The organism is Streptomyces sp. NPDC048521 (assembly GCF_043199855.1).
In the GTDB taxonomy this organism is placed as follows: domain Bacteria; phylum Actinomycetota; class Actinomycetes; order Streptomycetales; family Streptomycetaceae; genus Streptomyces.
In genome coordinates this window covers 82,828-97,093 of the sequence record NZ_JBICWR010000004.1, presented here as the reverse complement: position 1 = coordinate 97,093, position 14,266 = coordinate 82,828, and the positions used below count along the sequence as shown (strand labels likewise).

Here is a 14,266-nt window from a genome sequence, read left to right as displayed (position 1 = left end):
ACGCCCCGGACGGATCATCGTCCGGGGCGTTTGTGCTGTTCAGCGAAAGAGCCCCCTGTCGGATTCGAACCGACGACCTTCGCTTTACAAGAGCGGCGCTCTGACCAGCTGAGCTAAGGAGGCGTGCACCTGGGTGCTCGTGCAGTGTACCCACGTCCCAAGGGCGCTCCGTCGAAAATTTCCGCGAAGTTCACAGTGGCCCAGGTACTGACAGATCGAGTGAACGCCAGGTACCGTCCTGACCCAGTTCACCCCGGTGGACTACACCAACCACCTTCCTACAACGGATCGTCCGGCACGTTCCTGCCGGTAGAAGGGGGCCCATTCACCATGGCCACTGTCACGTTCGACAAGGCGACCCGGATCTACCCGGGTTCCACCAAGCCCGCCGTCGACTCGCTCGACATCGCGATCGAGGACGGCGAGTTCCTCGTCCTGGTCGGCCCGTCCGGTTGCGGAAAGTCCACCTCCCTGCGGATGCTCGCGGGCCTGGAGGACGTCAACGGCGGAGCCATCCGCATCGGTGACCGCGACGTCACGCACCTGCCGCCCAAGGACCGGGACATCGCCATGGTGTTCCAGAACTACGCCCTCTACCCGCACATGACGGTCGCCGACAACATGGGCTTCGCGCTCAAGATCGCCGGCGTCAACAAGGCGGAGATCCGGCAGAAGGTCGAGGAGGCCGCGAAGATCCTCGACCTCACCGAGTACCTGGACCGCAAGCCGAAGGCGCTCTCCGGTGGTCAGCGCCAGCGTGTCGCGATGGGCCGCGCCATCGTGCGTGAGCCGCAGGTCTTCCTCATGGACGAGCCGCTGTCCAACCTGGACGCCAAGCTCCGTGTGTCGACGCGTACCCAGATCGCGTCCCTGCAGCGCCGCCTCGGCATCACCACCGTCTACGTCACCCACGACCAGGTCGAGGCCATGACGATGGGCGACCGCGTGGCGGTCCTCAAGGACGGTCTCCTCCAGCAGGTCGACTCGCCGCGGAACATGTACGACAAGCCCGCGAACCTCTTCGTCGCCGGCTTCATCGGCTCCCCGGCCATGAACCTGATCGAGGTCCCGATCACCGACGGCGGTGTGAAGTTCGGCAACAGCGTGGTGCCGGTGAACCGGGACGCGCTGAAGGCCGCCGCCGACAAGGGCGACCGCACCGTGACCGTCGGCGTCCGCCCCGAGCACTTCGACGTGGTCGAGCACAACGGGAGCACCGCCGCGTCCCTGACGAAGGACTCCGCGGACGCCCCGGCCGGCCTCGCCGTCTCGGTGAACGTGGTCGAGGAGACCGGCGCCGACGGCTATGTCTACGGCACCGTCGAGGTCGGCGGCGAGAAGAAGGACCTGGTGGTCCGCGTCAGCAGCCGCGCCGTGCCGGAGAAGGGCTCCACGGTGCACGTCGTGCCGCGGCCGGGCGAGATCCACGTGTTCTCGACGTCCACGGGCGAGCGGCTCTCCGACTGACCTCTGAGCTTCGCGGTCGCGCCGAAGTCGACGGAAGGGGCCCCGCGGACGACCGCGGGGCCCCTTCCGCATGCGGACATACCCCGGCACAGCGATCATTCCGGGCGGGGCGCGTCAACCCTTTACCCAGAAAGAGGCGGCAGTTCATCCCCCGAAAGGGTGACTAAATGTCGCCAAATCATTACCCCGCGCTACCCTCACACGCGTGAAGCACTCCACCACCCCTCAGACGCGACGCGGCCACCGGGGCGGCCCTGCCCGCCGGATCGGCCGCACTCTCGCCCTCGTCCTGCCCGTCGTCCTGGTGCTCTCCGGGACCCTCGCGGTCACCCGGGTCAACTGGACGGGGAGCCCCTCCAACTCGGTACTGGCCGCCTCGGACGTCTCCGCGGCGGAGGTTTCCTCCAAGGCGATCTCCCGCGCCCCGCAGGACGTGCTCCGCGACCAGCTGATGTCCGAACTGCAGGACAGGAACCCGGGGGTGGTCCTCACCCACCTCCAGCAGGCCGTCAACGGGCACCCCTCGCTGGCCAGGCACTGCTCCTCCATCGCGCGCACCCTCGGCAAGGCCGCGGTGCGCATCTACGGCGCCTCGCGCGCCCAGTCGTACGCCCGCCCGGTGTGCGACACGGCCTTCGCCTCGGGCGTGCTGGCCGCGCACAGCTGAGCCCCGGCTCGGCCGTCACCCGCCCGTCCCCGGGCGAGCGCCGGCCGAGAAGCGCCGACGGCCACCGAGGAGCGCATCGCTGCCGACGACCAGTGGTGGGGCGCCACGTACAGTGCGGTCATGACCCATCCGAACGCCGCGTCGCGCCCCACTCAAGCCGTGGTCCTCGCCGGTGGCCAGGGCTCCCGGCTGCGTCCGTACACCGATGACCGGCCCAAGCCGATGGTCGAGATCCCCGGCACGGGCACCCCGATCATCGGTCACCAGCTGACCTGGCTCGCCGAGGAGGGCGTGACGGACGTGGTGGTCTCCTGCGGCCACCTCGCCGAGGTCCTGCAGAAGTGGCTGGACTCGGCCGACCTCCCCGTCTCCGTCACCACCGTCGTGGAGACCGAGCCCCTGGGCCGCGGCGGCGGCCTCAAGTACGCCGCCGCGCGTCTCCCCCATCCCGACCGGCCCTGGTACGCCACCAACGGCGACATCTGGACCCGCTTCTCCCTGCGGGACATGGCCGACTTCCACACCGAGCGGGACGCCGTCGCCACGCTGGCGCTCGCGCGACCGCGGATCCCGTGGGGGGCCGTGAAGACCGACGGGTTCGGGCACATCACCGACTTCATCGAGGCTCCGCCGTCCACGTTCGAGATCAACGCGGGTGTGTACGTGTTCTCGCCGGAGTTCGCCTCCCTGCTGCCCGAGCGGGGCGACCACGAGCGGACCACGTTTCCCCGGCTGGCCCGGGAGAAGAAACTGGCGGGGTTCCCCCTGCCGCAGGGGGCGTACTGGCGGGCCATCGACACCGCGAAGGATCTGACGGAGGCGGCCAGGGAGTTGGCGGCGCTCGGTCGCTGACAGGTCCGCGGAACGGTCGTGTGCCGTCCGCGGGTGCGTGAGGGTCGAGCGCGGTTCCCCGCCCCCTGGCGGCGCTGCGGTCCCTTACCCGAAAGGGCCCCGTACCGGTCTCGGTACGGGGCCCTCTCTCGTCCTGTTCCGTCAGCCCAGCAGGCCGCCCACCAGGCCCGGCTGGCCCGTGGAGGAGCTGCTGGTGCCGCCCGAGGACGTGCTGCCGCCGCCTGTCGTCGAGCCGCCGGTGCTGGTGCCGCCCGTGCTGGTCGGGCCGGCCGTGGTGCTCGGCGCGCCGCCGGTCGGGGAGGACGGGCGGGGCGGGGTCTGGCCCGTGGTGCCCTGGGTCTGGCTCGGGGTGGTGGTCGTACCGCCGGCGGTCCGGGTCGCGCTCGGGGTCGTCGCCGCGCCGGAGGGGCTCGCGCCGGCCGTGGCGCCGCCCGTGGGCGAGCTGGAGGCCGCCGGGGTCTTGTGCCGCTCGCCGGGCTCCTGCGGGAGCGGGGAGCCGGGGACGTTGTTGCGCGGGGCTTCGCCGGGGCCGGGGACCACGACCCGGCTCGAGTCGCGGACCGCGCCGCCCAGCAGGGAGCCGGTGAGCAGGGTCAGGCCGACGGTGACGGCCGTGATCAGCGCGCCGCGGCGCAGGACGTAGCGGCGCAGTTCCCAGATGTCGGAGCGGGGCCCGAGGCGCCGCCAGGCGCTGCCCGCGAGGCGGCCGTCCACGGAGTAGACGGGGGCGCCTGCGATGATCAGCGGGGACCAGGCGGCGAGGTAGATGATGTCGGGGGCGTCGTAGGCCGGGACCGTCTTCCAGCTGACGGTGACGATCAGGGCGCCGGAGAGCAGGGCGCCGACCACCGCGGCCACGCGCTGCCAGCAGCCGAAGATGGTCAGGACGCCGACGACGACCTGGAGAAAGGCGATGACCAGGCCGGAGCCGACCGGGTGGTGCAGGGCGAACTGGCGCAGCGGCTCGGCCACGTCCCACGGGTGCAGGGTGTTGAGCCACTTGACCATGGAGCCGCGCTTGCCGCCGTCGAAGTAGACGGGGTCGCACAGCTTGCCCATGCCGGCGTAGATGGAGATGAAGCCGAGGAAGATGCGCAGCGGGAGCAGCACGACGCCGAGGTTCATCCGGCGGCCCGGGTAGTAGGCGTGCCGGGACGGGTCGTCGGCGTGGCGCTGGCCGGAGCGGGGGGCGCCGGTGTCGTCGGCGTCGGCCGGGTCCGCGTAGGCGTCGTACGGCTCGAGGTCGTCGTCCGCGTAAGGGGGTTCGTCGTAGGCGCCGCTCACCGTGCGCATGTGCGGCAGGAGGCGGGTGCCGGAGGCGTCGGGGGAGGTGCGCTGGTGGCCGACGAGAGGCGTCTCGACGGTCTGGTCCAGTGCGTCGTAGGAGCCCGGGTAGCCGGTCTCGACGCGCGGGATGACCTGGGTGGCGCCGGCCCCGGGCTCGTCTGTGTGGCGGACGCTGCTGCCGCGCACGGCCTGGAGGAGGCGGTGGGCGCCGGTGTCGTCGGGGGCGGACTTGCCGCTCCACACGACGGGGCGGCGGCGGCCGGCCGCGGCGCCGGACCGGCCCGCCGTGCCCATGACCGGCGTGCGGGTGGCGTCCTGGGTGGCGCTCAGGTGCCGGGCGATCCGCGGGGATTGGCTGCGCTTCGCCGACGCGCCCAGCTGCACGCGGAAGCTGGCGTGATTGACGATGACCTGCGCCGGATCGCTCGGCACCTTCACCATGCTCAGCGCGGGAGCGTCGTCGAATCCCGACGAGCGGTCCCCCGTGGGTGTGCGGGGTGTTCTGGTGTCCACACTCATCTAACCGAGTGACGTGGAGTTAGGACACTGCTTTGACCGCCCGGATGTGTCCGGACCGCGTCAAAGCCGCCCCTGACGCCACGGGGGCGGCGGAATCACCCCGCACGGGTGAGGCGTCGGACGCACGTTCAGGCGCGTCGGCGCGCCGCCTCGTACAGCACGATCCCCGCCGCCACACCGGCGTTGAGGGACTCGGCGCCGCCCGGCATCGGGATGCGGACGCGGAAGTCGCAGGTCTCGCCGACCAGGCGGGACAGGCCCTTGCCCTCGCTGCCGACGACGATGACGACCGGGCCCTGAAGGGCGTCCAGCTCACCGATCTCGGCCTCGCCGTCCGCCGCCAGACCCACGACCGTGATGCCGGCCTTCTTGTAGGCCTCCAGGGCGCGGGTGAGGTTGGTGGCGCGGGCGACCGGCGTACGGGCGGCCGTACCGGCGGAGGTCTTCCAGGCGCCGGCGGTCATACCGGCCGAGCGGCGCTCGGGGACGACCACCCCGTGACCGCCGAAGGCGGAGACCGAGCGGACGACGGCGCCGAGGTTGCGCGGGTCGGTCACCCCGTCGAGCGCGACGATCAGCGGGTCCTCGCCCTCGTCGTACGCGGCCTCGGTGAGGTCCTCGGGGTGCGCGTACTCGTACGGCGGGACCTGGAGGACGAGGCCCTGGTGGTTGAGGCCGTTCGTCATGCGGTCCAGCTCGGGGCGCGGGGCCTCCATGAGGTGGATGTCGCCGCGCTCGGCGGCGAGCTGGAGGGCCTCGCGGACACGCTCGTCGTTGTCGATGAACTGCTGGACGTACAGCGTCGACGCGGGCACGCCCTCGCGCAGCGCCTCGAACACCGGGTTGCGGCCGACGACCAGCTCGGAGGCGGACCTGCCGCCGCCCCGGCGCTGCGGCGGGCGACCCTGGGCGCGGCGGGCCTTGGCCGCGGCGGCGCGCTGCTTGGCGTGCCCCTTGCGCATCTCGGCGGGCGGGGTCGGACCCTTGCCCTCCAGGCCCCGGCGCCGCTTGCCGCCGCTGCCGACCTGCGCGCCCTTCTTGCCGGACATGCGGCGGTTGTTCGCGGCCATGACCTACCTGTTCTCTACGGGAGTGTTGCGTACGTCTATGCAGTGTGCCGCCCGGACGGCCGGGCGGCACAATCGATCAAGGGCCGGCACTCAGCGCGGCCCGAGGCTCCAGCGCGGGCCCTGCGGGCTGTCCTCGATGGAAAGGCCCGACTGGCCGAGCTGGTCGCGGATGGCGTCGGCGGTGGCCCAGTCCTTACGGGCGCGGGCGGACTCGCGCTGGTCGAGGACGAGCCGTACGAGGCTGTCGACCACGCCGTGCAGGTCCTCACCGCGGTCGGCCCCGCCCGCCCAGTGCGGGTCGAGCGGGTCCAGGCCGAGGACGCCGAGCATGGCCCGCACCTCGGCGAGCCGGGCCACGGCGGCCTCCTTGTCGTCGGCGGCCAGTGCGCTGTTGCCCTGCCGGACCGTGGTGTGCACGACGGCGAGGGCCTGCGGAACGCCCAGGTCGTCGTCCATGGCCTCGGCGAAGGCGGGCGGTACCTCGGCGGCGGGCTCGACGGTCTTCCCGGCCAGCTCGGTGACCCGCTGCACGAAGCCCTCGATCCGCGCGAACGCGGACTCGGCCTCGCGCAGGGCCTCCTCGCTGTACTCGATCATCGAGCGGTAGTGCGGGGTGCCCAGGTAGTAGCGCAGCACGATCGGGCGCCACTGCTTGACCATCTCGCCGACCAGCACGCTGTTGCCGAGCGACTTGGACATCTTGTCGCCGGCCATGGTCACCCAGGCGTTGTGCACCCAGTACTGGGCGAACTCGTCGCCGTAGGCCTTGGCCTGGGCGATCTCGTTCTCGTGGTGCGGGAAGATCAGGTCCAGGCCGCCGCCGTGGATGTCGAAGGCGGTGCCCAGGTACTTGTGCGCCATCGCCGAGCACTCCAGGTGCCAGCCCGGGCGGCCCGGTCCCCACGGCGCCGGCCACGTCGGCTCACCCGGCTTCGCCGCCTTCCACAGGGCGAAGTCGCGCGGGTCCCGCTTGCCGGTCTCACCCTCGCCGGACGGCTGGAGCAGGTTGTCCAGCTCCTGCCGGGACAGCTCCAGGTAGCGCGGGAAGGAGCGCACGTCGAAGTAGACGTTGCCGTCGGCCGCGTACGCGTGGCCGCGCTCGATGAGGCCCTGCATCATCTCGACCATCTCGGTGATGTGGCCGGTGGCGCGGGGCTCGTACGTGGGCGGGAGGCAGCCGAGGGCGGTGTAGCCGTCGTTGAAGGCGCGCTCGTTCTCGTAGCCGATCGACCACCAGGGCCGGTTCTGCTCGTGGGCCTTGACGATGATCTTGTCGTCGATGTCCGTGACGTTCCTGATGAACGTCACGTCATAGCCGCGGTGTTCGAACCAGCGGCGCATGATGTCGAAGTTGAGGCCCGAACGGATGTGCCCGATGTGGGGTGCCGCCTGCACGGTGGCGCCACAGAGGTAGATCGAGACACAACCCGGCGTGAGCGGGGTGAAATCACGGATCTGCCGGGCGCTGGTGTCGTACAGGCGAATAGTCACCACTCCAGAGTAGTGGGCGCCGGGCAGTGCCATGCGCCCACCGCCGAGGAATGCCGTACCTCACCGCATTCCGACGATCTTCCGCGGCGTGATCCGCACGACCACCCGCTCGGCGTCGTCGGCCGAGGCCGGATTGAAGTCGGCGTACTTCTTGCCCGTGTACTTCTGGCTGAGTTCGTCGATGAGTTCCGGGCCGCCCTCGGTCGTCATCTCGGCGGTGCCGCGAATCTCGGCGTACTCGTAGGGCTGCTCGGGGTTCATGACGACGACCGTCACCCGCGGGTCGCGGTCCAGGTTCTTCTTCTTGCGGCGGTCGACCGTCGTGGAGAACAGGAGGGTGTCGCCGTCGCGCTTCACCCAGACCGGGGACATCTGCGGACTGCCGTCCGGCTGGACGGTGCCGACGACGATGAACACCTTGTCGTCGAGCAGGGACTTGATCCGGTCGGGCAGGGCGACGGACATGGGTACCTCCGGAAAGCCTCGGTCAGCGGTGACTCTCCGGGTACCCTCGCACGCCCTCGGCTCACCCGCACCACAAGGCGCTCCCGCCCGGCGCCGCCGGTGCCCCGGTCGGCGGCCGTCAGCCCGTGCGGACCACCAGTGCCGTCGCCACCGCCATCAGGCCCTCGTCGCGGCCCGGGAAGCCGAGGCCGTCCGTGGTCGCGCCCGAGACCGACACCGGGGCACCGGCCGCCTCGGAGAGGAGCTTCTGGGCCTCGTCCCGGCGTTTGCCGATCTTCGGCCGGGGGCCGACCACCTGGACGGCGACGTTGCCGATGGTGAAGCCCGCCTCGCGGACGATCCGCGCGGCCTCGGTCAGCAGGGTGATCCCGGAGGCGCCGGACCACTCGGGACGGCCGGTGCCGAAGTGCTGCCCGAGGTCGCCGAGCCCGGCGGCGGAGAAGAGCGCGTTGCAGGCGGCGTGCGCGACGACGTCCGCGTCGGAGTGGCCGGCCAGGCCCGGCCCCTCGCCCTCCCACTTCAGACCGGCGCACCACAGTTCGCGGCCTTCCTCGAAGGCGTGGATGTCGGTGCCGATGCCGACCCGGGGAAGCGCCGGCGGCTGGTCAGAAGCCATCGTTGAGCCTCCTGCGGGCCAGGACCGCCTCGGCGAGCACCAGGTCCAGGGGGCGGGTGACCTTGAAGGCCTCCTCGTGCCCGGGGACGGCGACGACCGTCAGCCCCAGTTGCTCCACCATGCTCGCGTCGTCGGTGACGTTCTCGGTGACGGTCTCGTGCGCGCGGATCAGGGTCGCGCGGTCGAAGCCCTGCGGCGTCTGCACCGCGCGCAGCCGGGCCCGCTCGGGCGTGGCGACCACCGGCTCGGGGTCGCCGGGCGCGGTCGCGGGCTCGACCTCCTTGACGGTGTCCGCGAGCGGCAGCGCGGGGACCACGGCGGGCGCGCCGTCGCGTACGGCCTCGATGACCGCGTCGACCGTGTCGACGGGGACGAGCGGGCGAGCCGCGTCGTGGACGAGGACCACGCCGTACTCGGGGGGCAGGGCGGCCAGGCCGAGCCGGACCGACTCCTGGCGGGACTCCCCGCCGGGCACGACCAGGAAGTCGGTGCGCTCGGGCAGCGCGTGCGCGTCGAGCAGGGACTTGACCTCGGCGGCGCCGTCCGGCGGGGCCACGACGATCACGAGGGAGACATGGCGGGACGCGGCGAGGGCGTGGACCGCGTGGATGAGCATGGGCGTGCCGCTCAGCGCGCGCAGCGCCTTGGGGGCGCCCGGACCGAGGCGTACACCCCGGCCGGCGGCGGGAATCACGGCGGCGACGGGGGTCTGCGCGGGCGAGGGGCGCGATTCGTCAGACATCGGTTCCTGTCAGGTTTGTGTGCTCGACCTACGTGGGTATGGCCTGGAGGAGTGCCGGGCGCGACGCCTTGACCGGACCCTTTCCGTGACCCTGGTCGAGCCATCCGCCCGGGCCCGGCACGGTCAAGTATCGGGGGATTCCCAGGTGTCGGGGCGCCCCCCGCGGTGTACGGCGGGCCGCGGGACGTGCGGCGGCTCGGTCCGGGGGTGTACGGCGTGCTTCACCGGACCCGGCTGTCCCGGGGACGAACATGCCGCAGCGCCCGGCGACAGGATCAGTGTCATCGGGCACCGCGGCATTTCACTGTGCTGAGCGTGCTGCAGCGAGGGATCGCTGCCGCCGGCGTCAGGAGGCGAGCACCTCGTCGAGCAGGGCCTCGGCCTTGTCCTCGTTCGTGTTCTCCGCGAGAGCCAGCTCGCTCACCAGGATCTGGCGGGCCTTGGCGAGCATGCGCTTCTCACCGGCGGAGAGTCCACGCTCCCGCTCGCGACGCCACAGGTCACGCACGACTTCCGCGACCTTGATGACATCGCCGGAGGCGAGCTTCTCCAGGTTTGCCTTGTAACGACGGGACCAGTTCGTGGGCTCCTCGGCATACGGCGCGCGCAGCACCTCGAAGACCCGGTCCAGCCCGTCCTGACCGACCACATCACGCACGCCGACGAACTCCGCATTGTCCGCTGGCACACGTACCGTCAGGTCACCCTGGGCGACCTTCAGCACCAAGTAGGTCTTGTCCACGCCTTTGATCTGGCGAGTTTCGATGGCCTCGATCAGCGCGGCCCCGTGATGGGGATAGACCACGGTGTCGCCAACCTTGAACGTCATGTGACAGGTACCCCTTCCGTGGCTATCCAGGGTAACACGGATACGGCGTCTTCTGAATGGCGTTTTCGCAGGTCAGGGCATATCTCGGGGCTTGACAACAGCAACCGGAACGTGCTGCGAGGGGCCCGCGCAAGCGGGTATTCGCAGGTCGGAGGGGCTCTCCGGGCAGGACGAAACACCTACGTCACACACGCCACGAGCCCCCTCCAAGTGGCTGAACGTCCCGATTTGTCGGGTTCCAAGCGTACGACTTCCGCTACTCCGTTCGGTGACCGGAGTCGGATGTGAGACGAATCCGGAATTGATCACCGGCGGCCGGAGGGGTGGCCCGTGATCAATTTCCGAGGCGGCCGCGCATTCCTTCACGAAAAATCTGCGAGCGGTGTTGCGAACGTCTTGCGGGACGTCTTGGGAGCGCGTTGCCGTCGCCTTATGTGAATGACGGACCAGCGCCCCGCAATGTGACCGCCAAGTCACCGGGGCCGCCCGGGGTACCCCCACCTGGAGGGGAGCCCGGTGCTGGGGGGAGGGTCGGGTGCGGCCGCCCGGGAACGGCTCGGTAACCTAAGGGCCGCTGACAGACACTTAGGGTGGCTTTATAAGAGAGCCGCCCGCGCGTTCAAGGAGTTGCCGCCGCCGTGAGCAGCAGCCTTCGACGCGGCGCCCTCGCCGCCTCCGCCATCGTCTTCTCGATCGCCTCGCTCGCCGCCTGCGGCGCCGGCAACAACGCCCAGACCCTGGAGATCAAGCCGGACAACGCGGCGACCAGAGTCGGCGACATCAAGATCCAGAACGCCCTGGTCATCACCCAGCCCGAGCTGAAGGCGACGGGTTCGGCCGTGGTCTCCGCGACCGTGTTCAACTCCGGCACGCAGGCCCAGACCCTCGAATCGATCACCGTGGGCGGCGACACGTCCGCCGAGCTGAAGCCGGCCAAGGGCCAGAGCCTGAGCATCCCGGCCGGCGGCTCGCTGGTCATCGGCGGCAAGGACAACGCCTCCGCGGTGCTGCCCAGCGGCCGCGAGGCCGTCCAGGACGGCAACGCCCAGAAGGTCACCTTCACCTTCAGCAGGACCGGCGAGGTGAGCCTGCGCGCCTTCGTGGTCCCGGCCACCAGCTACTTCGACACGTGGGGCCCGAGCGACATCCCGTCCGCCTCCGCCTCGGCGTCCGCCACCGGCGCCCCGGGCGCGACCGCGTCCAGCAGCGGCAAGCCGGACAAGGACGGCCAGACCACCCCGTCGTCCAGCGCGTCGGGCGAGGCCGTCACCCCGAGCGACTCGGCCTCGCAGTCGGCCGCCGGTCACTGAGCAGCGGTAAGCACGCGAGGGCGGCACCCCGGCCGGGGTGCCGCCCTTCGTCGTGGGCGTGGCTCGCGGGAGCGGTTTACGGCTCGAACTTGTAGCCCAGGCCCCGCACCGTCACCAGGTAGCGGGGCGCCCCGGGGTCCGGCTCGATCTTGGCGCGCAGGCGCTTGACGTGGACGTCGAGGGTCTTGGTGTCGCCCACGTAGTCGGCGCCCCAGACGCGGTCGATGAGCTGCATGCGGGTCAGGACGCGGCCCGCGTTGCGCAGGAGCATCTCCAGGAGGTCGAACTCCTTCAGGGGCAGGTCGACCTTCGAGCCGGCGACCGTCACCACGTGGCGGTCGACGTCCATGCGGACCGGACCGGCCTCCAGCGCGGCCGGTGTGACCTCCTCCGGCTCGCCACGGCGGCGCAGCACCGCGCGGATGCGGGCGACCAGCTCGCGGGTGGAGAAGGGCTTGGTGACGTAGTCGTCGGCCCCTATTTCGAGGCCGACCACCTTGTCGATCTCGCTGTCCTTCGCGGTCACCATGATCACGGGGACATTGGAGCGGCCGCGCAACTGGCGGCACACCTCCGTGCCGGGCAGGCCCGGCAGCATCAGGTCGAGGAGGACGAGGTCGGCGCCGTTGCGCTCGAACTCGTCGAGTCCGTCGGGGCCGGTCGCCGCCACGGCGACCTCGAAGCCCTCCTTGCGGAGCATGTACGACAGGGCGTCGGAGAAGGACTCCTCGTCCTCGACGACGAGCACTCGGGTCACGGAAGGACCTCCGGGGCGGGAAGCGGTTCGTACGGGGATGACTCAGTGGTGCCGGCCTCGTCGTCGAGGTCGGGGTGCTGATGGGCGCGGTCGCGGGCCGCGCCCGCCTCCGGCAGCCTGAGAGTGAAAGTGGAGCCCTGGCCTTCGGCGCTCCAGACCGTGACCTCCCCGCCGTGCGAGGCGGCCACGTGCTTGACGATCGCGAGACCCAGGCCGGTGCCGCCGGTGGCCCGGGAGCGGGCCGGGTCCACGCGGTAGAAGCGCTCGAAGATGCGCTCCTTGTCCTTGTCGGAGATGCCGATGCCCTGGTCCGTGACGGCGAGTTCGATCATGTCACCGCCGGGCGCGGGGACCCTGCGGGCGGCTATGCCGACGCGGGTGCGGGCCGGGGAGTAGTTCACGGCGTTCTCGACCAGGTTGCCGAGGGCGGCGGCCAGCTGGCCCCGGTTCCCCCTCACGTGCAGGTCGGCCGTGCCGCCGGCGGCCATGGTGATCTGCTTCGTGCCCGCCTGGTGGCGGCAGCGGTCGATGGCCTCGGCGACCAGTTCGTCCACGCGGACCGGCTCGGCGTCCTCGAGGGGGTCGTCGTTCTGCACCCGGGACAGGTCGATCAGCTCCTGGACCAGGTTGGTCAGGCGGGTCGCCTCGATCTGCATGCGGCCGGCGAAGCGCTGCACGGCCTCGGGATCGTCCGAGGCGTCCATGACCGCCTCGGAGAGCAAGGAGAGGGCGCCGACGGGCGTCTTCAGCTCGTGGCTCACATTGGCCACGAAGTCCCGTCGTACAGCCTCGATACGGCGGGCCTCCGTCAGGTCCTCCACCAGCAGCAGCACCAGCCGGGAGCCGAGCGGGGCCACGCGCGCGGAGACGGCGAGGGCCTCGCCGCGCCCGGTGCCGCGTCGTGGCAGGTCCAGCTCGACCTGGCGTATCTCGCCGTCCCGCCGGGTGTCCCGGGCCATCTGGAGCATCGGCTCGACGGAGAGCTTGCCGCCGCGGACCAGCCCGAGGGCGTAGGCGGCGGAGCTGGCCTTGACGACGGCGTCGGCCTCGTCGAGGACCACGGCCGAGGAGCGGAGCACGGACAGTACGGTGTCCACGCCGGGCGGGAGTACGGGATCGGTGTGCAAGGAAGTCCTGGTGGGTCGCTTCTGGTCGCGTTCGCTCCAGCGGAACGCCAGCATGGCGATGACGCCGGTGAGCACCCCGGCGATCGCTGCCGCTGCGGCGACCGCCGCGTTCACGTCCATGCCTCCAGGTTAGGCATGGGGTACGACAAGGCCACAGCCGTCCAGGGGCGCCCTCGAACACTCGTCGCCCAGAGTTCACCTTGGAGCCAGTAGTGGTTCATTTGGGGTGGCGGAAACGGACGCGTACAGGGCAGAACGTGGGAGCGTGGGGACCGTGGGGTTCGCACCGCCGGCTGCGCCGCGCGCGAGGTGTCACGGCCCCGGCACCCCCGAAGCACACGTACGAGAGGGAACCCTGATGCGGGACGCGTACCACGAGGAACTGGACTCGATCGGCGACGGACTGGTGGAGATGGCCCGGCTGGTCGGGTCGGCGATCGGGCGCGCCACGACCGCCATCCTCGATGCCGACCTGAAGCTGGCCGAGAGCGTGATCGAGGCGGACCAGAAGGTCGACGAACTCCAGCACGACCTGGAGGCCCGGGCGATAGCCCTCCTCGCCCGCCAGCAGCCGGTGGCGACGGACCTGCGCATCGTCGTCACGTCGCTCCGGATGTCCGCCGACCTGGAGCGTTCCGGTGACCTCGCCCAGCACGTGGCGAAGCTGGCCCGGCTGCGCTTCCCGGCGCGGGCGGTACCGCAGGACCTGCACGCCACCATCCTGGAGATGGGCCAGCTCGCCCAGCGCCTGATGGCCAAGGCGGCCGAGGTGATCATCACGAAGGACGTCGACCTCGCGCTCCAGCTGGAGCAGGACGACGACGAGATGGACCTGCTGCACCGCACCCTCTTCCAGCACCTGATCGACGAGCGCTGGAAGCACGGCATCGAGACCGCCGTCGACGTCACCCTGCTCGGCCGCTACTACGAGCGGTACGCCGACCACGCCGTGGCCGTCGCCAAGCGCGTCGTCTACCTCGTCACGGGTGAGCACGCGGACGAGCTGCAGCAGGACGTCCAGCCGGTGACGGGGGTCGAGGGCGCGTAGCCCTCCGGGGGTTCGGCGG

General features: G+C 71.2%; 14 protein-coding genes and 1 tRNA gene. 5 read left to right on the top strand and 10 right to left on the bottom strand.

Going from position 1 to position 14,266, the window contains the following annotated elements:
• Positions 1-49: 49 nt before the first annotated feature.
• Positions 50-123 (bottom strand) — tRNA-Thr (locus ACGFRF_RS11340).
• Positions 124-330: 207 nt separating this feature from the next.
• Between ACGFRF_RS11340 and msiK the strand changes: the two genes are divergently transcribed.
• The 3 genes from msiK (at position 331) to ACGFRF_RS11325 (ending at position 2,986) form a co-directional block, all read left to right on the top strand.
• Positions 331-1,467, top strand: a complete 1,137-nt coding sequence (gene msiK / locus ACGFRF_RS11335) for a diacetylchitobiose ABC transporter ATP-binding protein MsiK (protein ID WP_393738533.1) — start codon at positions 331-333, stop codon at positions 1,465-1,467.
• 205 nt (positions 1,468-1,672) lie between these two features.
• The gene (locus ACGFRF_RS11330) at positions 1,673-2,134 is read left to right on the top strand and encodes a hypothetical protein (protein ID WP_393738532.1); all 462 of its coding nucleotides are present in this window, start codon (positions 1,673-1,675) and stop codon (positions 2,132-2,134) included.
• A gap of 120 nt (positions 2,135-2,254) precedes the next feature.
• Entirely contained in the window at positions 2,255-2,986 is a 732-nt protein-coding gene (locus tag ACGFRF_RS11325) for an NDP-sugar synthase (protein WP_393738530.1), read from the top strand.
• 141 nt (positions 2,987-3,127) lie between these two features.
• Here the strand turns inward: ACGFRF_RS11325 and ACGFRF_RS11320 are convergent, their stop codons facing one another.
• The 7 genes from ACGFRF_RS11320 to ACGFRF_RS11290 form a co-directional block, all read right to left on the bottom strand.
• Positions 3,128-4,792, bottom strand: coding sequence for a DoxX family membrane protein (locus ACGFRF_RS11320; RefSeq protein WP_393738529.1), 1,665 nt, complete (start codon positions 4,790-4,792; stop codon positions 3,128-3,130).
• 128 nt (positions 4,793-4,920) lie between these two features.
• Positions 4,921-5,862 carry a 23S rRNA (guanosine(2251)-2'-O)-methyltransferase RlmB gene (gene rlmB / locus ACGFRF_RS11315; RefSeq protein WP_393738528.1) on the bottom strand — a complete coding sequence of 314 codons (942 nt, stop codon included), beginning with the start codon at positions 5,860-5,862 and terminating at the stop codon, positions 4,921-4,923.
• 90 nt (positions 5,863-5,952) lie between these two features.
• On the bottom strand, positions 5,953-7,353 hold the full coding sequence (gene cysS / locus ACGFRF_RS11310; RefSeq protein WP_393738527.1) for a cysteine--tRNA ligase: 1,401 nt from the start codon (positions 7,351-7,353) through the stop codon (positions 5,953-5,955).
• Between the two features lie 60 nt (positions 7,354-7,413).
• On the bottom strand, positions 7,414-7,818 hold the full coding sequence (locus tag ACGFRF_RS11305; RefSeq protein ID WP_393738525.1) for a PPOX class F420-dependent oxidoreductase: 405 nt from the start codon (positions 7,816-7,818) through the stop codon (positions 7,414-7,416).
• Between the two features lie 118 nt (positions 7,819-7,936).
• Positions 7,937-8,434, bottom strand: a complete 498-nt coding sequence (ispF, locus tag ACGFRF_RS11300) for a 2-C-methyl-D-erythritol 2,4-cyclodiphosphate synthase (RefSeq protein WP_393738523.1) — start codon at positions 8,432-8,434, stop codon at positions 7,937-7,939.
• Positions 8,424-9,176: a 2-C-methyl-D-erythritol 4-phosphate cytidylyltransferase gene (gene ispD, locus ACGFRF_RS11295; protein WP_393738521.1), complete on the bottom strand. Its 753-nt coding sequence runs from the start codon at positions 9,174-9,176 to the stop codon at positions 8,424-8,426. The genes ispF and ispD overlap by 11 nt, the downstream gene beginning before the upstream one ends.
• Before the next feature lie 346 nt (positions 9,177-9,522).
• The gene (locus tag ACGFRF_RS11290) at positions 9,523-10,005 is read right to left on the bottom strand and encodes a CarD family transcriptional regulator (RefSeq protein WP_003953493.1); all 483 of its coding nucleotides are present in this window, start codon (positions 10,003-10,005) and stop codon (positions 9,523-9,525) included.
• Positions 10,006-10,643: 638 nt separating this feature from the next.
• Here ACGFRF_RS11290 and ACGFRF_RS11285 point away from each other — a divergent pair.
• Entirely contained in the window at positions 10,644-11,315 is a 672-nt protein-coding gene (locus ACGFRF_RS11285; RefSeq protein WP_393738519.1) for a DUF461 domain-containing protein, read from the top strand.
• Positions 11,316-11,391: 76 nt separating this feature from the next.
• On the opposite strand, the gene ACGFRF_RS11280 is transcribed toward ACGFRF_RS11285, so the two are convergent.
• Complete coding sequence (locus ACGFRF_RS11280; RefSeq protein ID WP_393738517.1) at positions 11,392-12,072, bottom strand: response regulator; 681 nt, start codon at positions 12,070-12,072, stop codon at positions 11,392-11,394.
• Positions 12,069-13,319, bottom strand: a complete 1,251-nt coding sequence (locus ACGFRF_RS11275; RefSeq protein WP_393738515.1) for a sensor histidine kinase — start codon at positions 13,317-13,319, stop codon at positions 12,069-12,071. The genes ACGFRF_RS11280 and ACGFRF_RS11275 overlap by 4 nt, the downstream gene beginning before the upstream one ends.
• 238 nt (positions 13,320-13,557) lie before the next feature.
• On the opposite strand from ACGFRF_RS11275, the gene phoU reads away from it, so the two are divergent.
• Positions 13,558-14,247, top strand: a complete 690-nt coding sequence (gene phoU, locus ACGFRF_RS11270) for a phosphate signaling complex protein PhoU (protein WP_393738513.1) — start codon at positions 13,558-13,560, stop codon at positions 14,245-14,247.
• Positions 14,248-14,266: the final 19 nt, after the last annotated feature.